The organism is Rothia sp. HMSC065C12 (assembly GCF_001812085.1).
GTDB lineage: Bacteria > Actinomycetota > Actinomycetes > Actinomycetales > Micrococcaceae > Rothia > Rothia mucilaginosa.
This window is the reverse complement of the sequence record NZ_KV807678.1, coordinates 363182-387662: the sequence shown is the minus strand read 5'-3', so window position 1 is coordinate 387662 and position 24481 is coordinate 363182. Positions and strand designations below refer to the sequence as shown.

Genomic DNA, 24481 nt, shown 5'->3' with positions numbered 1-24481 from the left:
GAGAACCTGTTTTCCCTTGTGTAGGATTTATTGGTACTACGTCGAACTGTTAGGCGCGGCCGCCGAGGGCCGTAACATTCCAGCTAGCAGTACTATCAGAAGTCACCACACCACAAAACAGGGGAGAACCCGCCGAAGCACGCACCCCCAAATCCTCCACAAACACGCGGCCACCCGCAGGCACACTACGCTCCTTACGATCCACACCCGCACAATACACCGTCATCTTCGCATCCGAACGGTTCTCCACCGCAACCGAACCGCCGCCCGTATCGTGCACAAAACCGCGGCTGCCCTGCATCTGAATCTCGCCCACCTCAGCGCTCTGACTCGTCAGCGGCACGCCATCAGGCGCCACAAACTCACCGGAAGAATCAACACCTGCTGCACGAACCGACACCATCCACTCAGCATCATCAGTCAGCTGCGAGGTCGACGCCGTCACACGCGCCGAACTATACGGCACACTCACCGCACCGGCAGACTTCGCGGAACCAGAAGAGCCGGTACTAGAAAGACCGGAACTAGAAGGGCTCGGCGCAGACGCGCTCGCCGTATTACGAACCCACACGCCCGCAGCCTCACCCGAACCGCCAGCAACCACCTCAACCTGAGTACCCGAACCGTCAGAGACTGAAACCTTCATCGTGCCCTCCGGCTCCCCGCGACGCTCAAACTCCACATACGAATAGGAGGCGGGCGCCGCCGGGCCCTCAAAAACCGCCTCCTCAACGGGGCCGCGACCCGTAAACAGGCGGAAACCCTCAGAATCCTGAAGCACCGGCGCCGTCGCGTGACTCGCCACAGTCGGCGTAGACGAAGCCTCCGCAGAAGCAGAAGGGGAGGAACTCAGAGTGGCGCACCCACCCAGGGTGGCGGCGAGCGCACCGGAGAAGCAGAGGCTCGTGCCCAGCCGGCGGAAGCTCAGTTGACGGGAGTTCGGCAGGCGGAAGAAGAAAGAGGTGGTGTGTGAAGGCATAAGGCACTCCGATGTGCGGGGCGGCAACGCTACGGGGCAGTAATACAGCTGGATAGCGCAACCGAGGTGATGGGTACACCACATATTGTGTCAGGTTAAATGCTCGCAGTGCAAAGACCGTACCGGCGTAAAGACCACCACCTAAAGGTCACAGCGCAACGAAATAGAAACGCAAACGCAACAGCGCGGAGTATCATTCACACTATGGATAAGGCGGCACAGAACCAGGCAAATAACGCGGCAGAAAGCAGTACAGCACCCAATACGTCAGGCTCAGCATCGGAGGCGGACAACCCGGCGGGTGCGTCCGTGCGCCCTGAAACTGCCGCATCTGAAGGCGTCGCGCAGAATATCACCCAGTCAGATAGTGCTCAGTCGGAGAACGACAAGCCGGAGAGTGCCAAGCAGGGGAGTACCGCCGCAGAAGCTAGCCCGGCAGTAACTAGTGCAGCAACTAGTCCCGCAGAGCCCAGCCCCGCCGCATCTACCCCCGCGGGGGCAACCGCCCTGCACGTTGATGCCATGCGCCTGGACAGCAGTCGTGCCGTCTACTCCACCGACTTGGACCCCGACGACGACTACGAAGAGGTCGTCGAAGAGTACGCCACCACCGACGCGCCGGACGGTACGCACCGCGAGGAGCGTCGCATCACCCGCACCACGCATCACCCGCACGGCAAGGGCGACCAGAAAGCTGGCACCCAGAAGGCAGGCACCCAGGGTAACCCTGATAGTGCCGCCGAGATTATTGACGCGGGCGAACCTGAAACGCACACCACGACCATCCGCACGGTCACCCGCACCGTCACGGACCCGCCGCGTCGCGCCCCGCGCACCCGCCTGTTCCGCACGCTCAGCAAGTACCGCGGCGAGAAGAACCTGGCGGCGTGGGAGGAACGCTCCTCCCGACCCATGTTCGTGGCGTCCGTACTGTACCTGCTTGCGTTCGCCGCGCCCATCATGAGCACGCGTATTCAGGAGCCGTACGACGGGTACCTCAACATCATTCAGATGATTCTGTGGGGCCTCTTCGCCGCCGACTACTGCGTGCGCCTGTACCTGGCGCCGCGGCGACTCTACTTCATCACGCACAACCTGATGAACCTGGCCATCGTGCTGCTGCCGGCGTGGCGTATCGTTAGCTTCCTGGCCATGATTCACCTGACCGCCAACCGCCAATACAAGAGGCTCTCCGAACTGGGGATGAAGCTCTTCGGCTACACCGCGATCTTCATCATCATGTTTGCCCTGTCGATCTATTCGGTGGAGTCCTCCGAGCCGGGCGCGATGATTCGTGACCTGCCCACCGCCTACTGGTGGATGTTCACGACCCTCGCCACGGTCGGCTACGGAGACGTTTACCCGGTCACCGGTATCGGCAGGGTCATCGCCGTGATCGTCATGCTGTACGGCGGGGGCTTGGTCGCGGTTGCGACCGGTGCGCTCGCCAGCTGGATTATCGAAAAGTTTGGTGGCAGGGAGGAGCAGGAGTACCCCGCAACCAAGGCTGACGTGGACGATCTTCGCCAGGAGATTTCTGAGTTGCGTGCCCTGCTGGCTCGTGAGTATGCGCGCCGTGAAGCCCGCGACTACACGTTGCGTGAGGTCGTGGATGAAGACGGTGTGCACCCGGTTCCTTCGGATGCGGAGGCGGCACGCCGCGCCGGTTTCAGCGCCGCCGCGGGCTTTACTGCCCCTGGTACTCCTGGCGCTCCGGGTGCTGCTGCGGCAGCTTCTGCGGAGGCTACCCCGAACACCGCGCCCGGCGCCGCGCGGGCTGGTGAACCTGCCGACTCCTCGGCATCTCATGAGGTTGCGGTGCGCGAGCAGGAGCCGGTCGCCCTGCTGGAGGAGACCCGCCAGACGTTCACGATTATTCGTGAGAAGTTCTCGCTACGTTCCCGCAAGCAGTAGTCCGCTCGTAAATACCCTGCGGACAGTAACCGGGCTGTAGCGGCTCGGTTGCGGTAGCGCAGATAGCAGCGCAGATATAACAGTTCAGTTGAGGCTTGGCGCTCAAACCCACACCGCATACTTATTGAAGCGGTGGGTTTGGGTGCCGAGCCCACGCGAAGGCAAGACGAAGGCAAGAAAATTGCCGCCCACGCCACCGTGCGGGATATTTCGCCTTGTCGAGGCAAAATTAGCCCGTGGAGAGTGCAAATTGGGGCTCGTGTGCGCGAAAAACCCCTCAACTTAAGATCTAATGTGACCAAACTATCTTTTAAAAATGGCCGCCACTGGTGAAACTCCTAGCCAGAGCCTATAAACTATCTACCGTGCCGGTTATCGAACGCCCTGTAGCCTCAATGCGCTACGGGGTGTCGTCGTATCCCCACCTCACTCACGGGGAGGCACCACTCAACTCACAAACTCACTCAAACACATAACTCTGTTAGGACACGTTCGTGGTACCTAAGTCCACTCTGGGCGCGCTCGCTCTACTCGGCGCGCTCTCTCTCACCGCGTGTGCACCCGCACCGAATAACGCCTCCGCAAGTGCGGTTGTTGACCCCGCAGCTTTTGAAACCGTCGAGCCCAGCGCCGTTCCCGCCCCCGGCGACGACAGCACCGGAATTAAGGCGGCGGTCAATACCTCGCAGGACCCGTCGATTCACCCTACCGCGACCCAGCCCACTGAAACCCCCGCGCCGGCGGGTGCCGGTAGCTATACGCCGGATGCTCAGGAACAGACCGCATACACCGCGGCGCCCATGCCTTCCTCGGCAGCCGTTGCGCGCTCGCAGAAAATCATGGACGGCACCTGGGTTCAGCAGGACTCTACCAACCTTGAGAACTACATGGACGCAGTCATTCACGACGGCATTATCGAGGTCACCTACCACCTGAACCACGAAGAGCTGGCAACCCCCTTCTGGGCTGGCACTTTCGAGGCGAAGACCGGCAACTTCAGCTACATTTCGCACGTGGACCACGCGAAGCTGAGCCACGCACCGTACGCCTCCGATAAGGAAACCAAGGAATTCGTCATGGAGGACGGCGTGCTGAGCTTCCCCATGACCTTTGAGGGTGCCACCCGCATCATTCACCTGGAAAAGCAGCACAGCTAAGCGCGCTGCCGGGGGAGTTATCTCATATCTGGCACGCATGACGGACGGGGCGTTCCTGTTGCCGCGTGTGGGTTATAGAATGGGACTATGAGCGAGAACACGACCCCCGAGCACGGCACCGCAGCCTCGGTGCAGGATTCCTTCGAGCTGCCCGGCGCACCGGACCAGTTCCAGCGCCTGTGGACCCCTCACCGCACCGCCTACGTGAGCGGTGGCCAGAAGGACTACACCGAGAAGACCTGCCCCTTCTGCACCGCGCCCAGCCGCAGTGACGAAGAGTCGCTGATTGTGCATCGCGGCGAGCATGCCTTCGTGATTCTCAACCTCTACCCGTACAACCCCGGTCACCTGCTGGTCTGCCCGTACCGCCACATCCCGTTCTACGATGATGCGACCGAGGCAGAAACCATGGAGATTGCGCAGCTGACGCAGCTCGCCATGAAGGTTCTGCGCGAGGTGTCGCATAATGACGGCTTCAACATTGGCATTAATCAGGGCAAGGTGGGCGGTGCGGGCATTGCTGATCACCTGCATCAGCACATTCTGCCGCGCTGGAGTGGGGATACGAATTTCCTGCCGATTATCGCTCACACCAAGACTATGTCCCGCACGCTGGACGATATGCGTGTGGCTATTGCGGAGGGGTTTGCCCGCCTCAGCTAGATGGCGTGGTTCATCCGTCAGATAGTCCGGCTGAGCGGCTTGGTGATTTTGAAATTTTGCACTAATTGCTTCAATTTGCCAGCTAGTGCATAGAAATTCTGCGTCATAAATGCGCAGATTGGGCAGTCGATGCGTATTTGAATGATGTTATGTCCATTGGATATGGCAAAGTTTTAAATGCAGCGACGCTGCGGGGAAGCTTCCGGCTTCCAGAAACACCGCATAGCTCACCGAAAAATAGCGGTCACCGATCGCTTTCGGGCTTGGCAGGGTAAGCGCCCTGCCTCAACCACAGAGGTCAGCGCCTCAGCTGAGAACCCACCCCGTCGTGCGTGAACGCACGGCAACACTGCGGGGGTGCGGATCAGCGTGAAAGACGCTGGCCTCTTTTTTGCATTTCGAGGGCGCTGCTTTTGCCCCTCGGGGACGTTGCGCCAGGATGCGCCGCCGAAGACGTGATACCCGGATGCGCTGCACCCCGCGAGAAAGAACCCACGAGAAAGAACCCGCCAGACCCGCTAGAGTGGAATGCTATGGACTACCCCAACCTGCTTGAAACTGCTTTCGACGAGTTTGCTGCTGCGCCCGCCGCCGGTAATGGTGCCGGTGCCGGTGATTCTGCAGGCGCGCCCCAGCTACTCATCTGGAGGCAGATCCGCTGGTCCAACCGCCGCCCGCTCATTGAGGTGGAACCGGTCGTGCCCGGCGGGGGTGCTGAAGGAGTTCATAACCGGGCATCTCAAGCGGAGGGAGAGAGCACCCCTAACCAGGAAAGAAGCCCCGCGCAGCGTGGCGTTCCGAGCGGGGTTCGCATCCAGATTCCGTTGACTCCCGGCGCCTATCTGGGGTTGCGTATTCCGCGCGATAGCGAGGGGGAACTCTACCGTTACTGCGCCGGCTACGCCACCGGCACGAGCAATGACGCCGCCCCCGAATCCGCGGGAATCCGCCGCGTACCCTGCCCCGAGGGCACCCGCATCCAGCGTGGCCAGCAGTGCCCGCGCTGCACCGCCCGCGACGAATTTACCGCCCTGCACCGCGCGCACCTGTACCCCGGAACGCTCACCGAATCCATGCGCGCCTACGCCATGCTGGAGCATCGCCTCTATATCGCGACCTTCCCCGATGGTACGCACAAGGTCGGCACGAGCTCCCTGCATTCGACCCCGCGCCGCCTGGACGAGCAGGCGGTCGCCACCGCCACCTACATTGCGCTTGCACCCGACGGCCTTGCCATTCGCCGCGCCGAAGACGCCGTGACCGCTCTCGCGAAGATTCCGCAGGTCAAGCAGGTGGCGAGCAAGTACCGCGCCTGGACGAACCCGCTGCCCGGTGCGCAGCTTCGTGTTGCACATCAGGAGGCGGTCGCCCGCGCCCGCGAAGCGCTCGCCGAGCTGGCGTGTACCGACCCGGAGGTGCCGCTCACCGCCCTGGATGAGCCGTGGATTCCGTCGCTTGCCATGAACCGCCCGTATGCGGCTCTGCGCGCGCAATCGCCCGAACCGCTGGCGCCCTGTGAATCTGGTCTGGGTGGTTCCGGTACTGAGAGCGGGGCGGCTGGCTTCTTCTGCACGGGCGCGGCGGGTCAGTTTTTGAGCGCCCACACCGGCGATGCTGACGCGGCGTTCCTGGTGAATACTGCCGCGTGGCGGAATGTGCTAGTGGAGCCGGCGCAGGAGTTCACGCGGGTGAGGGTGCAGGGTTCTCTGTTCTAAGCGGGCTTGCTCTTCTAAGCGGGCTCGCTGTTCTAATACCCCCGGCGCTTCGCCCTAGCCGGAGCCCCGCACCAAACCCCACCCCGCCCGAACCAAACCCCGCACCAAAACCCCAGTAACCCCGCCCCGTCCGGCATGAGCGAACGAGCCCGGCGGACCATTCAGCCGCTGGCGTGCGTGTACTAAAATGGTAAGCATGTCCAAACCCCTCATTCGTCTTCTCGGCCAGGGCGTACGCGCCGCGACTAAGCTTCGCGGCGGCGGCTCCGCCTTCCCCGGCCTTGTCATGGAAAAATTGCACCCCGACTTCGTCGCTGAAGAGCTCGCGAAGCTGCCCTACGGCGTGGTTGTTGTCTCCGGCACGAACGGTAAGACCACCACCACGAAGATGGCTGTGCAGCTGCTTGAAGCTCAGGGTCTGAAGGTTTTCACTAACCGCACCGGTTCGAACTTTGTGCGCGGTGTCGCTGCGGCACTGCTGGGCGAGATGACCCTCGGCGGCAAGCTTGACGCTGATATTGCTGTGCTTGAGCTGGACGAGGCGCACGCCGTGCACTTCGTCAAGGCCGTCAAGCCCGATTACGCTCTGCTGCTGAATGTTCTGCGTGACCAGCTGGACCGCTTCGGTGAGATTGACACGACCCGCCGCATGTTGGCGACCGTCGCCTCCGCAACGACCGGTACCGTGGTGCTCAACCGTGAGGACCCGCGCATCCGCTCCCTCGCTGAGAACGTGCAGCCTGGCGTGACCGTCAAGTATTACGGCCTGGATGAGTCCCTGCGCTCGTACTTCCCCTCGGATGATGAGATGCGCGGCGGCACCGTCGCGAAGGCGACCCTGCCCGAGGCTGACGTCACCCTGACCGCGTTCTCCGGCACCTCCGCAACCTTCGACCTGGCGGGTGTGGAGCGAGTCGGCGAGATCAACCTCTACGGCATTTACAACATCTTCAACGCGGCTGGCGCTATGGCGCTGACCCGCGCCGTCATGGGTGAGAAGCTCAACGAAGATAAGCTCATCGCCGAGCTGGCGAAGATTACCCCTGCCTTCGGTCGCGGTGAGACTCTGAACGTGAACGGCCGCCCGTTGCAGCTGCTGCTGGTGAAGAACCCGAGCGGTTTCCGCCTGTCCCTGGCGAGCGCAAACGCTGACGACTACGCCACCATGATCACGATTAACGACCAGTACGCTGACGGCCGTGACGTGTCCTGGCTGTGGGATGTTGACTTCGACAGCTTGAAGAAGACCGGCGTGCAGATGGTTTCGGGTGTGCGTGCCTGGGATATGGCGCTGCGCCTGGAGCATGACGGCGTGAAGGTTGACGAGGTCAACGAGAACCTCGCCGATGCGCTCAAGGGCTTCATTGCCTCCAGCGGGAACGCGCCCATGCGTATTTTCTGCACCTACACCGCAATGCTGGCTCTGCGTGAAGAGCTCGCAAAGATCACTGACGTTGAGAGGGTTTCCTAATGACGGCAACTCACACTTTTGAGGGCACCCCCGCCTCCGGCCCCAATAACGGTAAGACTCTGCGTATTCTGCAGCTGTACCCGCTCGACATGAACATTTACGGCGACTGGGGCAACACCCTGGCGTTGGCTCGTCGCGCGCAGGCGCACGGCTTTGACGTGCAGATTCTGGACCACAACCCCGGTCAGCCTTTCCCGGAAGATGTTGACATCATTCTGGGTGGCGGCGGTCAGGACTCGGGTCAGTCCGTGATTCAGGACGACCTGCACGCTAATGGTGACACGCTGCGCTCGCTGGCTGAGGCTGGCGTGCCGATGCTCGTCATTTGTGGCCTGTACCAGCTGTTCGGCAAGGAATTCCGCACCCGTGAGGGTGAGGTGCTGAAGGGTATCGGCATTTTTGATGCGCACACGGTCGGCGGCGATGACCGCCTGATCGGCAACATTGTTGAGGAGTCTGAAGAGTTCGGCACCGTGATTGGTTTTGAGAACCACTCGGGCCTGACTTACCTGGGTTCCGGCTGCACCCCGCTGGCTACCGTCACCAAGGGTGAGGGTAACAACGTGACCGATACGTATGAGGGTGCGCGCGTGCACAACGTGATTGGCACCTACCTGCACGGTTCGCTGCTGCCGAAGAACCCGAAGATTTCGGACTACCTGATTGAGCAGGCGGCTCAGCGTAAGTTTGGCGAGTTCACGCCGAACACGATTGACGACTCGCTGGTGGAGAAGGCGCGCGCTTCGGCTGCGTCTCGCCCCCGCTAGCCTATTCCTGGTGGTGGCGTGCACTTTCTGAGGTGGTGTGCGCCTCCGCTACGGTATAGTTATGTGAGTACAGTACGGTGCGTGGGACGTTTCGCCGTGCCCGCACGGAGGTTTTGACTAAGGGAGATACGAATGTCCGGTCACTCTAAATGGGCGACTACTAAGCACAAGAAGGCTGCTATCGACGCTAAGCGCGCGAAGGCTTTCGCGAAGTTCATTAAGGCAATTGAAGTTGCGGCACGTATGGGCGGCGCTGATATTGCTGGTAACCCCGCTCTTGACCTGGCTGTGTCGAAGGCGAAGAAGAACTCCGTTCCTAACGACAACATTGACCGCGCAATCAAGCGTGGCGCTGGCCTGACCGGTGAGACCATTGACTACACCGAGATCATGTACGAAGCACGCGGCCCGCAGGGTACCGCTCTGTACATTGAGTGTCTGACTGATAACCGTAACCGTGCAGCGTCTGAGGTTCGCCTGGCTGTGACCCGTAACGGCGGCACCATGGCTGACCAGGGTTCGGTTGCGTTCCTGTTCGAGCGTAAGGGCGTTGCTGAGGTCACCAAGACTGACGGTCTGACCGAGGACGACGTTCTGATGGCTGTTCTGGACGCAGGCGCCGAAGAGGTTCTGGACGAGAGCGATATCTTCACCGTTGTTTCCGCACCGACCGACCTGCCCGAGATCCGTAAGGCACTGGACGAGGCTGGCCTGGAGTACAACAACGACGACCCGGTCTTCCGCCCGACCATGCAGGTTGACCTGGACGCTGAGGGTGCTAAGAAGTTCATGAAGCTGGCAGATGCTATTGAAGAGCTCGACGACGTTCAGAACGTCTACTCGAACGCTAACGTCTCTGACGAGGTTATGGCAGAGCTGGAAGCTGAGTAATCACAGCTGAGTAATCACTCAGGTTCTGATATCTGATGCTTGAAGAAGCCGCTCCTTTAACCGAGCCGCCGCGCGGTGGCTGGTTGGGGGAGTGGCTTCTTAGCGTCTTGGGGACGTTCACGGGCGGTGTCTGTTCTCGTTATGACCGTGCTCGTGGCACGCCCCAGTGCCGGGTGCTAGGATTCTGAAGGGCTAGAATCTAGAGATTCTATAGGGAGTTTGTCGAAAGGGGAGATGATGGCCGCCGCTCAACCTGCCGCACGCGATAGCATGCGTGAAAACCGTACTGCCGCTGCCGTGGAGCGTGTGCCGGGTGCAACCCGCATCATGGGTGTTGACCCGGGCCTGACCCGCTGCGGCTTCTCCATGCTTGATATGACCGCCGACCGTAAGGCGCACTTCGTGAACGTGGGTGTTGCCGGCACGATCCCGGCGGAGTCTCTGGACCAGCGTATTCTCTGGATTTTCAATGCCGCCTCCCACTGGCTCGACACCTATAAGCCGGATGCCCTGGCGATTGAGCGTATCTTCGCTCAGGAGCAGGTGAACACGGTGATTGGTACGGCGCACGCTTCGGGTGCGGTGATTTCTGCGGCGGCAATGCGCGGCGTGCCGGTGTTCTTCCATACCCCCTCGGAGGTGAAGGCGGCGGTGACCGGTAGCGGCCGGGCCGATAAGGCGTCCGTGGGTCGCATGGTGACCCGCATTTTGGGGCTGGATTCCATGCCGAAGCCCGCCGATGCTGCTGATGCCCTAGCGATTGCGATCTGTCACGGCTGGCGTGGCGGCGGCATTGGTTCGGGTATCAACATGGCGGCCCAGACGCAGACTCACCAGGGTTCACGCCCGGCGCAGGCGCCTCGTGGCGGGTCGTTGACTCCGGCGCAGCGTGCCTGGATGGAGGCGGAGGCGCGCGCTCGCCGCTAGAGGTGCCGCCGCTAGAGATGCCTTCGTGGGCTTGTGTGCCGCCTCCTGCTGGCTCGCATGTATTCGCTAAGAAGTTCGAATATATACTTGATTTCAGAAGAAATATTCTAATATACTTGTAGTGTCTCCCCGTCGAATTGGGGGAGTGCGTTCTGTGGGTGCCGGAGTTCCCGGTGCCCTCACACTGCCGCGAGCCTGATTCGGGGCGCGGTGTTGAAAGGTGGAGAGAAATGATTGCATCCCTGACCGGTCGTGTGGCTCAGGTGGGCCTTGATCATGCGGTGATTAACGTGAACGGTTTCGGCATGCTCGTGTACGCTACTGCGCGTACTCTCTCCAAGCTGCGCACTGGTGAGGAAGCTACCGTGCTGACCACCATGATTGTGCGTGAAGAGTCGATGACTCTGTACGGTTTTTCGGAGCCTGCCGAGCGTGAAGTGTTCGATATGATGCTTTCGGTTTCCGGTATTGGTCCGCGTATTGCTCTGGCGGTGTTGAGTGTTCACACTGCCGCTGAGGTGGAGCGCGCCGTGGCGACCGGTGACGATAAGGCGTTCACGAAGGTTCCCGGTATTGGCCCGAAGGGTGCCCGCCGTATTGTGCTGGAGCTTGCCGGCAAGCTGATTCTGAGCGATGGCCAGACCGATGAGCTGCCGCTGAGCCAGGGCATTGTCTGGAAGCCGCAGGTGCTTGACGCTCTCACCTCCCTGGGCTGGAGCGAGAAGGACGCTTCCGCCGCTATTGACGCTTACGTGCAGCACAACCCTGCCGCAGAGACTGAGCCGGTGGGTGTGGCTCTGCGCGGTGTGCTCGCCTCCTTGGGTACTCAGAACACGGTGAGCCGCCACTAAACGGCGCACCCTGTTCGACGTATCCCACTCAAACTTTTGTGAAAGAAGAATTCTATGAGCCAGAATCCCTATGAGCCGCAGCCCGCGGCGTCCCTGGTTTCCGGCGGGTATTTTCCCGGTCAGGTGCCCGGCACTCAGGCGTCTTCAGCTCCCGCCCAGCGCCTGGTGGCGATGGAAGAAGAGCCTGAAGAGAAGATGATTGAGGCGGCACTGCGCCCTAAGTCCCTGGATGACTTTGTGGGTCAGCGCCGTGTGCGTCAGCAGCTGTCCCTGGTGCTGGAGGCTTCGAAGATGCGCGGCCGTAGCGCCGACCATGTGCTGCTGTCGGGCCCTCCCGGTCTGGGTAAGACCACTCTCGCGATGATTATTGCGGCAGAGATGGAGGCGCCGCTGCGCATCACCTCGGGCCCGGCGATTCAGCATTCGGGTGATTTGGCGGCGATTCTGTCCTCGCTGACCCCCGGTGAGGTTTTGTTCCTGGATGAGATTCACCGTATGAGCCGCCCGGCTGAGGAAATGCTCTACATGGCGATGGAAGATTTCCGTGTGGACATTGTGGTCGGTAAGGGTGCGGGTGCGACCTCCATTCCGCTGGAGCTGCCGCAGTTCACCCTGGTGGGTGCGACGACTCGCGCGGGTCTGCTGCCCGGTCCTCTGCGTGATCGTTTCGGCTTTACCGGCCACCTGGAGTTCTACTCGGTGGAGGAGTTGGAGCTGGTGCTTCGCCGTAGTGCGGGTCTGATGGATATGCAGATTACCTCCGAGGGTTTCACGGAGATTGCCGGTCGTTCCCGCGGCACGCCGCGTATTGCGAACCGCCTGCTACGTCGTGTGCGTGACTGGGCGCTGGTGAACGGCGTGGACCGCATTAACGCGACCGATGCCGCAACCGCGCTGGACATGTACGAGGTGGATTCGCGCGGCCTGGACCGCCTGGACCGCGCCGTGCTGGAGGCGCTGATTCACAAGTTCGGCGGCGGCCCGGTGGGTCTGTCCACCCTCGCCATTGCGGTGGGTGAAGAGACGGAGACCGTGGAGACGGTTGCCGAGCCGTACCTGGTGCGTGAGGGCCTGATTGGTCGCACTCCGCGCGGTCGTGTGGCTCTGCCCGCGGCGTGGGAGCACCTCGGCTTGGAGGCCCCGGAGATTCAGCTCTAGATCCGTATCAGCTTTAGGGCCGCATCAGTTGATAACACAGTAGTAGCCCGTGGGAGGTATCAGCCTCCCGCGGGCTTCTCTGCGCCCCGGTAGCTTTTCTGCAGGCGCGGCAGCTCTTCTGCGCGGGCGCGGTAGCTCTTCTGCGCGGGCGCGGTAGCTCTTCTACCGGTTCTGCAGGCGCTGTCGGGTTCCAATGGGCTCTGCCGGGCTCTGCTGGTCTTTACCGGCGACATAAAATTACGCCGAGAGAGTCCAAAACTCAGGTTAACCTCACAAAAACGCTGGTTCGGGGCGCTAAAGCTCATGCTCTCGCGTAGGATGGATACGTACTGTATCTACGATTCCACACCTTCTGGTACGCTCAACCCTCGCGGTGAGCGGCACGGGTGCGGATGTGAAAGTGAGACCATGGATTTTAACCTCCTGATTATGATCGCCATGATGGCGCTGCTGGCATGGATGATGTTCTCCGCCCAGAAGCGTCAGCGTAAGCAGATGGAGGAACTGCGCGCAATGCAGCAGTCTCTCGTCCCCGGCACCCAGGTGATGACTGGTTCCGGCATCTACGGCACCGTTGTCAGCACTGACCTTGAGAACAACAAGCTGCAGCTTCAGATTGCGGACGGTGTTGTTATCACCCTGGCACTGAACGCGATTATGGCCGTCGTTGAGGAGGAAGCCCCCGCAGCGCCCCTGACCGAGGACGTGTACGAGGCTACCGCATCCGAAGCTCCCGCTTCCGATACCTCTTCTGATACTGCTAAGTAATTCAGCGCGTATGAGCCCGGCGCCCAGTGAGCGGCGTCGGGTTTTCGCGTTACGGAATCTGTAGAACACTCAATACTATTCACACGAAGAAGGAACATTATGGCTAAGCGTTCACCGCTTGCAGCCGCGCGAGGGGCGCTCCTCTCGATGGTCCTGCTCATGGTTGTTATGGCTGCCGGTATTTTCGGCACCACCTACGCGGGAGGTTCTTGGGCACCGAAGCTCGCCCTGGACCTTTCGGGTGGTACTCAGATGATTCTTTCTCCGAAGGTCAATGGCTCTTCGGATGAGAACGTCTCCCAGGAGCAGTTGAACCAGGCGGTTGAGATTATTCGTCAGCGCGTTGATGGTGCCGGCGTTTCGGAGGCGGAGGTTACCACCTCCTTCGGCTCGGGCAATAACGTGGTTGTTTCGGTTCCCGGAACGATTAGCGCTGAGACTCGTCAGCTGATTCAGGCGTCTGCAAATATGACGTTCCGCCCGGTGCTGCTTTCTGGTGCCGGTACTGCGGTGGCTGAGGATGCCCGCACTGCGGACGATAAGCTGCCCAAGCCGTCTGCGGAGCCGACTGACGGTTCGGACCGCAACTGGATTACTCCGGAGCTGTACAAGCAGTACGAGGCGAAGGACTGCACCGCGGCACGTAATGAGGATGCCGATAGTGCTGACCCGACTAAGCCGATGGTGGCGTGCTCCACTGACGGTCAGGAGAAGTACATTCTGGGTCCTGTGGAGCTGAGCGGTAGCGATATTTCTACCGCAAGCCACTCGCAGGAGACGAGCGGTCAGGGCGTGACTACGGGCCGTTGGGCTGTGAACATTCAGTTCAACGATGAGGCTCGTGAGAAGTTCCAGAACATTACTTCTCGCCTGAACGCGATTCGTGCGAAGAACGCAAATGATCCGCGTGCCCGCTTCGCAATTCTGCTGGATGGCAAGGTGCTGTCTTCCCCGGTGTCGCAGGCAGTGATTTCTGACGGTAAGCCGCAGATTACCGGTAACTTCACCGAGCAGGAGGCGAAGGCTCTCGCCGATCAGCTCAAGTACGGTGCCCTGCCGATTAGCTTCACGATCCAGTCGGAGCAGCAGATTTCTGCGACCCTGGGTTCGGAGCAGCTGCGTGTGGGTCTGCTGACCGGCCTGATTGGTCTGCTGCTGGTGTTCGTGTACTCGCTGTTCCAGTACCGTCTGCTGGGTTTTGTCACGATGATGTCGCTGATTGTTGCAGGCATCATTTCGTATGAGGCGATTGCGCTGCTGGGTTGGGCGTTGAACTACCGCCTGTCCCTGGCTGGTGTGGCGGGTCTGATTGTGGCGATTGGTGCTACGGCTGACTCGTTCATCGTCTACTTTGAGCGTATCCGTGATGAGATCCGTGCGGGCCGCACGATCCCGTCGGCGGTGAATCACGGTTGGCAGCGTGCATCCCGCACTATTTTGGCGTCGAAGGCTGTGAACCTGCTGGCTGCTGTGGTGCTGTACGTGGTGTCGGTTGGTTCGGTGAAGGGCTTCGCGTTCACCCTTGGTTTGACTGCGATTGCTGACCTTGTGGTCGTGTACCTGTTCACCCATCCGATGCTGACTCTGCTGGCGAATACTCGTTACTTTGGTGAGGGTCACCGCCACTCGGGCTTGTCGCCTGAGTCGCTGGGTGCTACGCCGCTGTACCGTGGTGCCGGTCGCCTCCGCAGCCCGGGGGAGAAGCAGCTGAGCATTGCTGAGCGTCGCCGTGCAGAGCGTGCCGCCGCTGAGGCTGACGAGTCTGCTTCTGATGAGAAGAAGGAGAGCTAAGCATGGCTACCGATGTGAAACCTAATGCTTTTGCCCGCTTCGGTAATGACCTGCATTCGGGTGCCCGCTCGTACCCCTTCGTGGGTAAGCGCCGCCTGTGGCTGCTGCTTGCGGCTGTGCTGATGGCGGTTTCGGTTCTGATTCCGGCTATTGGTGGCGGCTTCAACCTGGGTATTGATTTCCGTGGCGGTTCGGAGTTCGTGGTCTCGAAGACCGCGCACGTTGATACTGCTACGGGTGAGCGCATTATTCACGAGAAGGCGAAGGACGCTTCGGATGTTCGCGTGACCAATATTGCGCCGGGTACGATTCGTGCCCAGATGAGCAAGCTCAGCGATGATGAGACTCTGCAGGTGAAGGCGGCTCTGCAGGAGGGTTACGGCGTCTCTGAGAATGACGTGACCTCTTCGTTTGTAGGCCCGACCTGGGGTGCGGATGTGACCCGTCAGGCGTTCTGGGGTCTGGTCGCGTTTGTGGTGCTTGCGCTGATTGGTATGGCGTTCTACTTCCGCACCTGGAAGATGTCGCTGGCGTCTATTGCGGGCCTGTTCTTCACCGTGGTGGTGACGGTTGGCCTGTACGCCGCGTTCGGCTTCGAGATCACTCCGAGTGCAATTATTGGTTTCTTGACGATTCTGAGCTACTCGCTGTACGACTCGGTGGTGGTGTTCGATAAGATCCGTGAGAACACCGAGGATGTGCTGGAACGCCGTGACACGACTTTTGCCGAGCAGATTAACCTGGCGGTGAACCAGACTCTGGTCCGTTCGATTAACACCGCTATTGTGGGTGTTCTGCCGGTGGGCGCGATCCTGTTCATTGGTGCGTTCATCCTGGGTGCGGGTACTCTGCAGGACCTGTCCCTGTCGCTGTTCGTGGGTATTCTGGTGGGCATGTTCGGTACGCTGTTCGTGTCTGCTCCGCTGTATGCTTCGCTACGTTTGGGTGAGGCTCAGATTCGTGAGCACACCGCGAAGGTGGAGAGCGGCAGCTTCAAGGACGCTGAGGATGCTGACGAGGCTGAGGGTGACTCTTCGGAGGAGCCCGCCGAGGCTGAGAAGGCTGCGAAGTCTGAGGAATCTGCTGACAAGGCGACCGAGGACGAGAAGGCAACCGAGAAGCCTGCTAAGAAGCCGGCACGTGCAACCATTGAGATTCACCGCGTGAACCTGAACGGTTAGCCAGCGTTCCGCCAGCGCTACTGGCGTTACTAACGATAGGGGAGTCGATACCGAAAGGTGTCGGCTCCCCTTTAGCGTGCCCGTGCATCCACCCGGATATTCGCTCAGAAAACGCGCTCGGGCGTGTTAAAACGTCGCATAGTTTGGCGCGTTCCAGACCGCTGGGTAGGATAAGAAGTGAAGATACTGTGCGCTCGCGTTTGAGCCTGCTGATAGCTGGTTTGGCCGGTATAGCCCTCAATGATGAGGAACCTGAGTGTGCGGCTGATTATCTTGAGCCCGAAGGAGCCTGGAATGAGTGCAGAACCTGCCGTGAACGCTAACGCTGAGAATCCCGCAGGGACCGCCGAGAAGCCTGCGGTTCGGCCCGCTGGCCCGATTCCTCTGCCTGAAACTGATTCGTCTGATGCGAAGAGGAAGCGCGGCTCGCACCGTGTTATGGCTGCTAGCGGGCGTGTGCCTAACCGCCTCGTTTTTGGTGGCCGCAGCAGCACGATGGAAGCCTCCGACTCGCACGGCGGTACCATCCGTTTCTCCCCGATGATTGCGCCGGTCGTGCGTGCCGTGCGCCGCTACCACCCGGATGAAGACATCCAGGTGCTGCAGCGCGCCTACGAGGTGGCGAACCGCTGTCACGAGGGTCAGAAGCGTAAGAGTGGCGACCCGTACATCACCCACCCGGTCGCCGTGACCGCGATTCTTGCGGAGATGGGTGCAACCGGCCCCGTGCTCGCCGCGGGTCTGCTGCATGACACGGTGGAAGACACCGACTACACGATGGAGCAGCTCACCGAAGAGTTCGGAGAGGAGGTCGCCTACCTGGTCGACGGCGTGACCAAGCTGGACAAGATGACCTACGGCGAGAACGCCTCCATTGAGACAATCCGCAAGCTCGTGCTGTCCATGAGCAAGGACATCCGCGTGCTGCTCATCAAGCTTGCCGACCGCCTGCACAACGCCCGCACCTGGCGTTTTGTGCCGCAGGCTTCTGCCGCGAAGAAGGCAGAAGAGACCCTGAAGATTTACGCGCCGCTCGCGCACCGCCTGGGCCTGAACACGATCAAGTGGGAGCTGGAGGACCTGTCCTTCGCCGCCATGAGCCCGGAGATTTACGCCGAGATGGTGCGCATGGTCGGCGAACGCACCCCTGCGCTCGAAAAGTTCCTGAACGAGGCGCGCACCAAGATTACGGACCGCCTGAAAGAGGTGGGCATCGACGCGACCGTGACGGGCCGCCCGAAGCACTACTATTCGATTCATCAGAAGATGAAGACGAAGGGCCGCAGCTTCGACGAGATTAACGACATCCTCGCCGTGCGCATCATGGTCGAGGAAGAGGCGGAATGCTACACCGTGCTCGGCCACGTGCTGTCCCTGTGGCCGTCGATGACTGGCCGTTTCAAGGACTACATTAAGAACCCGAAGAACAACAACTACCAGTCGCTGCACCTGACCGTGTACGGTCCGGGCAACCTGCCGCTTGAGATTCAGATCCGCACCTACAAGATGCACGAAGAGGCCGAGTACGGTGTGGCTGCGCACTGGCGCTACAAGGCGGCATCGCGCGGCGAGAAGGTTGCGCCTCGCGCAGGCGCGCCCGCGAAGGACCCGAAGGAGCCGAGCACCCAGACCTCGGCAATGATGAACGTCGGCATCCTGCAGTCTATTGCCGAGATTTCGAACTCCAACCCGGAGTCGGAGAAGTTCTACGAGTCGCTCGCTGACACCCTTGACACCGACGAAATCGTGGTCCTTACCCCCAACGGCGAGGCAATCGCCCTGCCCAACGGATCCACCCCCGTGGACTTCGCCTACGCCATCCACAGTGAGGTCGGCGACCGCACCGTCGGCGCGAAGGTCAACGGCCGCCTCGTGCCGCTGCACACGGTCCTGCCCACCGGCGCCACCGTGGAGATTATGACCACGAAGAACGAAGACGCCGGACCCAGCGAGGACTGGCTGAAGTTCGTTCGCTCCTCACGCGCTCGCACGAAGATTCGCCAGTACTTCGCGAAGGAACGCCGCCTGGAGGCGCTGCTCGCAGGCCGCGAGATGCTCACCAAGAGCATGCGCAACAGTGAGCTACCGCTGCAGAAGATGATGAGCCCGGAGATCATGACTCAGGTGGCTCAGCTGCTGCACAAGAACGATGTGGCGTCACTGTACCGTGCGATTGGTGAGCACGAAATCGCGCCGAAGCAGGTCATTGACACCCTCGTTGAGGTGCACCGCGGCGACGAGCCGGCACCCGAGGTTGAGGTCAGCGACTTTGACGAGACGCTGCTGAAGTCGACCCGCAAGGCGATTGGCGATAACGGCGTGATTGTGCCGGGTGCTGAGGGTGTGCTGACGAAGATTGCGCGCTGCTGCACCCCGGTTCCGCCGGATGACATTATCGGCATTGTGACCCGCTATAACGGTATTTCGGTGCATCGCCGTGACTGCCCGAACATGCGTAACGCTGACGAGGAGCCGCGCGTGACCACGGTCGAGTGGGCGTCTTCGCCGACCGCTACGTACCGTGTGCAGATTCAGGTGGAGGCGCTGGACCGTAAGGGCCTGCTGAGCGACCTGATTCGTGCGATTTCTGAGTCGGGCGTGAACATTCTGGATGCGCGCGTGCACACCTCAGAGGATCGCACCGTGGTGGACCGCTTCGCCCTGGAGCTGGGTGACCGCTTCATGCTGGAGCACGTGCTGAACGTGGTCCGTAACGTGACGGGCGTGTACAAGGCGTACCGCCTGACCGGAGCGAAACCCTCGGAGGCGTAAATACTTCTCTACGCCCAGAAGCCACATGTGTTTCGAAAAGCCACTTCTTTGGTGGCTTTTCGAAACACATGTGGCTTCTCGCTGTCTATGGGGGCGGTATCGGCACGGATTTACTCTGCTGGTCGGTCCCTCTACCCGGCGTCGATTTCGACCATAGGTTAGTGACTTCTGTCGTAGTTAAAAACCATGGCAGAAGTCCGTAACCCATGACCGAATTTCCCTTGCAGCGTGTGGGCGGGGGAGTGCGCCTTCAGAAAACCCCCTCGTCACGCAACATTTTTTGGTGTTTTCTCCGGCGCGGGGCGGTGCAGCCCCTTATCTTGTCAGGGACACCCCCTACCTTTGGCGGTAGAGAACAACGACGCGTTCTCACCCCCTCCGCCGAGCAACCAAAGGAGCCCCTCATGTACACGGTTGGTTACTACAATGACGAAGACTTCCGCGCCTTCTACTCCGGCCAGGACGCCGCCAACATTGACGACTTCTTCACTGAAAACGGCGAATACCTCATGGTGTACCTGCCGGAGGTGGCCGACCGCGAGTTCCTCGCCGGCCTCCGCTACGGTAACGGCTGCGACGCTCTCTGTCAGAGCGGATACGCCCTCGACGAGGCGGAAGAGGCACTTCGCGACATGTATGTGCTCGCCGTGTAGCCCACCCGCCCACCTGTCACAGATGGGGATCCGGTCATGAGTTGCGGATTTGTGCCATAGGTTAGTGTCTTTGGTCGTAGTTAAAAACCATAGTCGAAGACACTAAACCATGGCACAAATTCTGCAGAGGCGGGGCCTCAGCACCGGTGAAAATCCGGTCATGACCTAGCAATTTCAGTCATGACTTAGCGTCTTTAGTGATGGTTAAAACCCCAGCCCAAAGTCACTAACCCATTACCGAAAAACCTAAACCATAACCGGCTCTCGCCTACCTGGCGCATCCGGGGCCGCCTGCTTTTTAGACAGAGATTTTCGATAGGTTAGTGTCTTCACCGTGGGTCTTTAACCCGCATTAAAGTCACTAACCTATCGAAAATCCATGAACCCGGTGCGCCCTCCATCTGCATAGGGTGGGAGGCGCGAATATAACCCCCGCAGACACGCAGAAGCCACATGTGTTTCGAGAAGCCACGATAATGGTGGCTTTTCGAAACACATGTGGCTTCTCGGCGTTAATTAGACCGTCGGCTAGACCCTAGTTGCCGAAGCCCTGCAGGGTTGCTGCCCAGGCGCGGCGCGCCTCCAGAGCTTCCTTAGCCTTGGCGATCTTCTTGGAGTCGCCGCCCTTTTCAGCTGCTGCGAGCTCTGCTTCCAGCTCGGCGAGGGAGTCCTCGATCTGTGCGAGCAGGGAGTTCGCGCGTGCCGCCTTGGCGGGGTCGTTGCGCTTCCACTTTGCCTCTTCGGCGCCGTTGATTTCGTCCTGAATACGGCGCAGCTCGCCGTCGACGCGGCGCAGGTCGTTGCGGGGCACGCGGCCTGCCGCATCCCAGCGGTCCAGGATCTTCTCGAAGGCTGCCTTCGCGCCCTCAATGTCTTCGACGGGCAGGAGTGCGCGTGCTTCTTCGAGCAGTGCTTCCTTGACCTTGAGGTTTTCGGCGTAGACTGCGTCCTGCGCTGCTTCGGCTTCGTTGCGGGCGTTGAAGAACACGTCCTGTGCCGCGCGGAAGCGTGCCCACAGCTTGTCGTCTTCGCGACGGTGGCCGCGGGGTACCTGCTTCCAGGCGCGCATCAGGTCGCCGTATACGCGGGAAGTCTCAGACCAGTCAGTCGAAGTGGACAGCTCTTCCGCACGTGCAATCAGCTCTTCCTTGGCGCGCTTGATGCGTGCGTTGCGGTCGTCCAGCTGCGAGAAGTGTGCGCGGCGGTTGCGGTCGAAGGTGGTGCGGGCTGCACGGAAACGCTTCCACAGCTCGTCCTCTACGCTCTTTGCCAGGTGAATTTCGCGCTGTGCCTTCTTCCACGCTTCGAACAGTTCGTTCATGCGGGAGTGGGAGTTCTTCCAGTGGATCTGGTCGGGGTCCTGGCCGGCAATCTGCTCGGCTTCCGCGACGATTTCTTCGCGGACGGCGAGGGCGCGTTCACGGTTTTCGGTGCGTGCCTGCTGCTGCTTTTCGCCGAGTTCAGCGATCTGCTCTGCGAGTGCGATGAGTCGCTTCTGCAGGCCGGAGTAGTCACCGACCATGTTGCGCACACCGATCTGTGCACCGATGGAGGTGATGCCCTTCTGCAGGTCTGCGGCGGGGGCGTTGTTGGCGAGGCGGGATTCGAGCAGGGCAACCTGCGCCTCGACGTTTTCAAACTTGCGGGCGAAGTAGCAGAGCGCTTCTTCTTCGGAGGCGCCGGGCAGCTGGCCTACGGCGTATTCTTCGCCGTCGACAATGACGAAGACGTGGCCGTCCTCGGAGACGCGGCCGTACTGGCGTGCCTTTTCGAGGTTTACAGTGTCGTCGGGTTTGGTAGTCACCGCTATAACTCTTTCACTCGGGGGTGCTGGGGGTGGGGCGCCTTTGCGCTGTTCCCCGTGGTGGGCACCCGTTTGGGTGTGCGTGTGCACCTCCTAAGCATAGCCTCTGTGGGGTGTGTGTGAGTAGTGTCTGGTCGTGTTGTGTTGTGGGCGAACCTGCCGGCTGCGGGTTTGTGTCGGGTGTGCTGGGGGAGTGGGTGCTGTGCTGGGGTGGGTGTTGGTATGATGGGTAGATATGCCCGGAGGTGTTCCGGGGGTTTTGTTGTCGAGTTCTTTGTCAAGGAGTATCGCGTATGGCTCGCAAGGCTTCGCTGTCTGGTTTTCCCGAGTATCTTCCGGCTGAGCGGTTGGTTGAGAATCATGTTCTGGACACTTTGCGTGAGACTTTTGAGTTGCACGGTTTCTCCCCGATTGAGACTCGTTCGGTAGAGACTATTGAGCAGCTGCTGCGCAAGGGTGAGATTGACAAGGAAGTTTACGCAATTTCTCGCCTGCAGGAGGACGAGGCTGCGAAGGCTAAGGAAAAGCTGGCTCTGCACTTTGACCTGACCGTGCCGTTTGCCCGTTATGTGGTGGAGAACGCCGGTTACCTGAATTTCCCGTTCTCGCGTTACCAGATTCAGAAGGTGTGGCGTGGTGAGCGTCCGCAGGAGGGTCGTGCCCGCGAGTTCACCCAGGCTGATATTGACGTGGTTGGCGACGGCGAGCTGCCGTTCCGTTACGACGTGACCTTGGCGCTGGTTGTTGTTGATGCGCTGTCGAAGCTGCCGATTCCTGAGTTCAAGCTGCGTGTGAATAACCGCAAGCTGGCTGAGGGTTTCTACCTGGGCTTGGGTTTGACTGATACTGCGGCTGTTCTGCGTTCTATTGACAAGCTGGAGAAGATTGGCCCGGAGCGCGTGGCCGAGGAGCTGCAGGCTGAGGCTGGTGCGAGCGCGGATGCTGCCGCTGCTGCCCTGGAGCTGGCGCAGATCCGCACTGAGGACGCATCCTTCGTGGAGCAGGTGCGTGCGCTTGCTGCTAAGTATTCGGTGGAGCACGAGCTGCTGGATCAGGGTCTTGCTGAGCTGGCTGAGGTCATTGAGGAGGCGTCCCGCCGTGCGCCGGGTAAGGTGCTGGCTGACCTGTCGATTGCTCGCGGCCTGGACTACTACACCGGCACCGTGTATGAGACTGTTCTGGTTGGTCACGAGTCGCTGGGTTCGATTTGCTCGGGCGGCCGTTATGAGTCGCTGGCGTCGAACGGTAAGAAGACGTACCCGGGTGTTGGCCTGTCTATTGGTGTGACTCGTGTGGTGGCTCGTATCCTGTCGCAGGGTTTTGCGCAGGCGAGCCGTAAGGTGCCTTCGGCTGTGTTTGTTGCCTTGACGAATGATGAGGGCTGGTCGGCCGCGAATGATGTTGCGGATGCGCTGCGTGCCCGCGGTATTGCCTGCGAGGTGTCTGCGAATGCGGCGAAGTTCGGTAAGCAGATTAAGTACGCTGAGAAGCGCGGCATTCCGTTCGTGTGGTTCATTTCGTCGGATGAGTCGGGTGCCCCGGTTCACGAGGTGAAGGATATCCGCTCGGGTGAGCAGGTTGCTGCTGATCCGGCTTCGTGGATGCCGCCGGCTGAGGACCTGCACGTTCAGATTGTGCGTGCTGAGGGCCTGTAATCCCTGCGGTGTTTGGCCGCTGTAGTATCTGGCTGCTGTAATAATTTGGTTGCTGTAGCCTGCATATGGATGTGTACCCGCCTGGTGGGGAGGATATTGACCTCCCTGCCGGGCGGGTCTTTTGTGTGAGCCCAGATTCTCGATAGGTTAGTGTCTTCGCCGTGGGTCTTTAACCCGGGGTGAAGGCGCTAACCTATCGATTGAGGCGTTTCCTCGCTTTATCTCAAGAGTAGTTTCCGCAGGTGGGTGATGACTTCCCGTTCTTTCTGAAAGATGTCTGCCCACGTGAGGTGCACGACCGTCCAGCCGGCGCGGGTTAGAGCACGGTCGCGGGCGGCTTCGTAGCGGTCCCTGCCGGGGTGGTCCACGTATTTCTGTTCGCCGTCGAACTCGAGAATGACGCGCGCCTCGGGCCAGGTGAAGTCCACTCGATAGTTACGGCCTTCGCATGAAATCGGGTACTGCGTTACGGGGAGGGGCAGCCTGTGCTCCATGAGTAGGCACCGGGTGAGGCTTTCACCAGCCGACTCGCTGGATGCATCCACCGCCTGCGCCAGGAGAGGCCCGGCGGAGCCGCCGTACCCGGTGAGGTTCAGTAGAATCTCAGTCACCTCGTGGGGTTCCAAGAGTTTCCGCCGCATGATGGAGTCGGCGAGGACTACCGCCTCCCGAAAGGGCATAGTGCGAGCGCAATCCTGTAGCGTGCGAGCCACCGTCGTAACCATGATGGATGTGCCCGGCAACCTGGTGACTTCCTCGGGGCCGGTGGCGCTGTAATGCCGGGTGATTCTTCCCTTGTCAGAGGTGCTATGACTACAGCTATACACGCTTATCATTTGGGGAGCAGAGAGTACATCAAGTCCCCATAGCGCCGCGGCTGATGTGTGTGAGAAGATCCCTTGAAGACCCATCATCTGAGCAGCGATGCACCGTACAGTGAGCCGCTCTTCGGGGGTGAGCGCTTGGGCATCGCGGGTGTAAATATAGGCTCCTCGCTGGATACGTTGCAGAGACCCTTCCGCCACTAGCTTGCGAATGCGTTTCGGCCCGATTCCTCGCAAGTTGAGCATCTGGGAGTTCAGCACGAATGGGTGTAGTTCTGCGGTACGGGTAATTTCTGGTGTAGCCGGTAGTACGTTTGGGACGCGTTGCCACGGAATAGTTGCGGTGTCCATAGGCTTTATCCTGGCAGGCTGTGTGAGGTTGTGGGGCTTGTTCGTGAAATCTGTGGATAACTTCGCGGATTCTACCGAAAAAGTGTTTGTCCACAGGCATGCGGAGTGGATTCCCCGGTAATACTTCGATAGGTTAGCGGCTTTTCGATAGGGTAATGCCTTCACCCCGGGTTAAAGACCCACGGCGAA

The 24481-nt window shown here is 60.4% G+C and carries 19 protein-coding genes and 1 pseudogene; 16 read left to right on the top strand and 4 right to left on the bottom strand.

Features of this window, described 5'->3' with window-relative positions:
* Window positions 1-49 precede the first annotated feature (49 nt).
* Window positions 50-979, bottom strand: coding sequence for a hypothetical protein (locus HMPREF2836_RS05920; protein WP_070629826.1), 930 nt, complete (start codon window positions 977-979; stop codon window positions 50-52).
* Between the two features lie 204 nt (window positions 980-1183).
* On the opposite strand from HMPREF2836_RS05920, the gene HMPREF2836_RS05915 reads away from it, so the two are divergent.
* From HMPREF2836_RS05915 to HMPREF2836_RS05845, 15 genes are all read left to right on the top strand, one after another.
* Window positions 1184-2893: a potassium channel family protein gene (locus HMPREF2836_RS05915; RefSeq protein ID WP_070629825.1), complete on the top strand. Its 1710-nt coding sequence runs from the start codon at window positions 1184-1186 to the stop codon at window positions 2891-2893.
* Window positions 2894-3387: 494 nt separating this feature from the next.
* On the top strand, window positions 3388-4050 hold the full coding sequence (locus tag HMPREF2836_RS05910) for a hypothetical protein (RefSeq protein WP_049342030.1): 663 nt from the start codon (window positions 3388-3390) through the stop codon (window positions 4048-4050).
* 87 nt (window positions 4051-4137) lie between these two features.
* The gene (locus HMPREF2836_RS05905) at window positions 4138-4713 is read left to right on the top strand and encodes an HIT family protein (protein WP_049342029.1); all 576 of its coding nucleotides are present in this window, start codon (window positions 4138-4140) and stop codon (window positions 4711-4713) included.
* A gap of 533 nt (window positions 4714-5246) precedes the next feature.
* Window positions 5247-6428 (top strand): hypothetical protein, encoded by a 1182-nt coding sequence (locus HMPREF2836_RS05900; protein ID WP_070629824.1) that lies wholly within the window; start codon window positions 5247-5249, stop codon window positions 6426-6428.
* 187 nt (window positions 6429-6615) lie between these two features.
* A complete protein-coding gene (locus tag HMPREF2836_RS05895; RefSeq protein WP_070543618.1) occupies window positions 6616-7899 on the top strand; it encodes a Mur ligase family protein in 1284 nt (427 codons plus the stop codon).
* Window positions 7899-8666: a type 1 glutamine amidotransferase gene (locus tag HMPREF2836_RS05890; RefSeq protein WP_070599941.1), complete on the top strand. Its 768-nt coding sequence runs from the start codon at window positions 7899-7901 to the stop codon at window positions 8664-8666. The genes HMPREF2836_RS05895 and HMPREF2836_RS05890 overlap by 1 nt, the downstream gene beginning before the upstream one ends.
* 132 nt (window positions 8667-8798) lie before the next feature.
* Window positions 8799-9557, top strand: a complete 759-nt coding sequence (locus tag HMPREF2836_RS05885) for a YebC/PmpR family DNA-binding transcriptional regulator (RefSeq protein ID WP_070629823.1) — start codon at window positions 8799-8801, stop codon at window positions 9555-9557.
* Window positions 9558-9794: 237 nt separating this feature from the next.
* Window positions 9795-10484 carry a crossover junction endodeoxyribonuclease RuvC gene (gene ruvC / locus HMPREF2836_RS05880; RefSeq protein WP_070629822.1) on the top strand — a complete coding sequence of 230 codons (690 nt, stop codon included), beginning with the start codon at window positions 9795-9797 and terminating at the stop codon, window positions 10482-10484.
* 230 nt (window positions 10485-10714) lie between these two features.
* Complete coding sequence (gene ruvA, locus HMPREF2836_RS05875; protein ID WP_070629821.1) at window positions 10715-11335, top strand: Holliday junction branch migration protein RuvA; 621 nt, start codon at window positions 10715-10717, stop codon at window positions 11333-11335.
* A 171-nt stretch (window positions 11336-11506) separates the two neighbouring features.
* The gene (gene ruvB, locus HMPREF2836_RS05870) at window positions 11507-12493 is read left to right on the top strand and encodes a Holliday junction branch migration DNA helicase RuvB (RefSeq protein ID WP_172855776.1); all 987 of its coding nucleotides are present in this window, start codon (window positions 11507-11509) and stop codon (window positions 12491-12493) included.
* A 408-nt stretch (window positions 12494-12901) separates the two neighbouring features.
* Window positions 12902-13261, top strand: coding sequence for a preprotein translocase subunit YajC (gene yajC, locus HMPREF2836_RS05865; protein WP_049342021.1), 360 nt, complete (start codon window positions 12902-12904; stop codon window positions 13259-13261).
* 99 nt (window positions 13262-13360) lie between these two features.
* A complete protein-coding gene (gene secD, locus HMPREF2836_RS05860; protein ID WP_070629820.1) occupies window positions 13361-15052 on the top strand; it encodes a protein translocase subunit SecD in 1692 nt (563 codons plus the stop codon).
* Window positions 15053-15054: 2 nt separating this feature from the next.
* Window positions 15055-16233, top strand: a complete 1179-nt coding sequence (gene secF, locus HMPREF2836_RS05855) for a protein translocase subunit SecF (RefSeq protein ID WP_070629819.1) — start codon at window positions 15055-15057, stop codon at window positions 16231-16233.
* A gap of 294 nt (window positions 16234-16527) precedes the next feature.
* Complete coding sequence (locus tag HMPREF2836_RS05850) at window positions 16528-19005, top strand: RelA/SpoT family protein (RefSeq protein ID WP_070629818.1); 2478 nt, start codon at window positions 16528-16530, stop codon at window positions 19003-19005.
* Window positions 19006-19409: 404 nt separating this feature from the next.
* Window positions 19410-19658 (top strand): hypothetical protein, encoded by a 249-nt coding sequence (locus HMPREF2836_RS05845; protein WP_070629817.1) that lies wholly within the window; start codon window positions 19410-19412, stop codon window positions 19656-19658.
* 535 nt (window positions 19659-20193) lie between these two features.
* Here HMPREF2836_RS05845 and HMPREF2836_RS05840 read toward each other — a convergent pair.
* Window positions 20194-21462, bottom strand: a complete 1269-nt coding sequence (locus tag HMPREF2836_RS05840; protein WP_070629816.1) for a DUF349 domain-containing protein — start codon at window positions 21460-21462, stop codon at window positions 20194-20196.
* Between the two features lie 293 nt (window positions 21463-21755).
* Here HMPREF2836_RS05840 and hisS point away from each other — a divergent pair, with 293 nt between their 5' ends.
* Window positions 21756-23117: a histidine--tRNA ligase gene (hisS, locus tag HMPREF2836_RS05835; protein WP_070629815.1), complete on the top strand. Its 1362-nt coding sequence runs from the start codon at window positions 21756-21758 to the stop codon at window positions 23115-23117.
* Between the two features lie 218 nt (window positions 23118-23335).
* Here the strand turns inward: hisS and HMPREF2836_RS09435 are convergent, their stop codons facing one another.
* Both HMPREF2836_RS09435 and HMPREF2836_RS09525 read right to left on the bottom strand, forming a co-directional pair.
* A complete protein-coding gene (locus tag HMPREF2836_RS09435; RefSeq protein ID WP_246822834.1) occupies window positions 23336-23728 on the bottom strand; it encodes an endonuclease domain-containing protein in 393 nt (130 codons plus the stop codon).
* Window positions 23729-24106: 378 nt separating this feature from the next.
* Window positions 24107-24292: pseudogene (locus HMPREF2836_RS09525) on the bottom strand (type IV toxin-antitoxin system AbiEi family antitoxin domain-containing protein); the annotation flags it as partial.
* Between the last annotated feature and the right edge of the window lie 189 nt (window positions 24293-24481).

Coding starts and splice junctions, on each gene's coding strand:
- HMPREF2836_RS05920 (WP_070629826.1), bottom strand. CDS start 979: ATGCCTTCACACACCACCTCTTTCTTCTTCCGCCTGCCGAACTCCCGT.
- HMPREF2836_RS05915 (WP_070629825.1), top strand. CDS start 1,184: ATGGATAAGGCGGCACAGAACCAGGCAAATAACGCGGCAGAAAGCAGT.
- HMPREF2836_RS05905 (WP_049342029.1), top strand. CDS start 4,138: ATGAGCGAGAACACGACCCCCGAGCACGGCACCGCAGCCTCGGTGCAG.
- HMPREF2836_RS05900 (WP_070629824.1), top strand. CDS start 5,247: ATGGACTACCCCAACCTGCTTGAAACTGCTTTCGACGAGTTTGCTGCT.
- HMPREF2836_RS05895 (WP_070543618.1), top strand. CDS start 6,616: ATGGTAAGCATGTCCAAACCCCTCATTCGTCTTCTCGGCCAGGGCGTA.
- HMPREF2836_RS05890 (WP_070599941.1), top strand. CDS start 7,899: ATGACGGCAACTCACACTTTTGAGGGCACCCCCGCCTCCGGCCCCAAT.
- HMPREF2836_RS05885 (WP_070629823.1), top strand. CDS start 8,799: ATGTCCGGTCACTCTAAATGGGCGACTACTAAGCACAAGAAGGCTGCT.
- ruvC (WP_070629822.1), top strand. CDS start 9,795: ATGGCCGCCGCTCAACCTGCCGCACGCGATAGCATGCGTGAAAACCGT.
- ruvA (WP_070629821.1), top strand. CDS start 10,715: ATGATTGCATCCCTGACCGGTCGTGTGGCTCAGGTGGGCCTTGATCAT.
- ruvB (WP_172855776.1), top strand. CDS start 11,507: ATGGAAGAAGAGCCTGAAGAGAAGATGATTGAGGCGGCACTGCGCCCT.
- yajC (WP_049342021.1), top strand. CDS start 12,902: ATGGATTTTAACCTCCTGATTATGATCGCCATGATGGCGCTGCTGGCA.
- secD (WP_070629820.1), top strand. CDS start 13,361: ATGGCTAAGCGTTCACCGCTTGCAGCCGCGCGAGGGGCGCTCCTCTCG.
- secF (WP_070629819.1), top strand. CDS start 15,055: ATGGCTACCGATGTGAAACCTAATGCTTTTGCCCGCTTCGGTAATGAC.
- HMPREF2836_RS05850 (WP_070629818.1), top strand. CDS start 16,528: ATGAGTGCAGAACCTGCCGTGAACGCTAACGCTGAGAATCCCGCAGGG.
- HMPREF2836_RS05845 (WP_070629817.1), top strand. CDS start 19,410: ATGTACACGGTTGGTTACTACAATGACGAAGACTTCCGCGCCTTCTAC.
- hisS (WP_070629815.1), top strand. CDS start 21,756: ATGGCTCGCAAGGCTTCGCTGTCTGGTTTTCCCGAGTATCTTCCGGCT.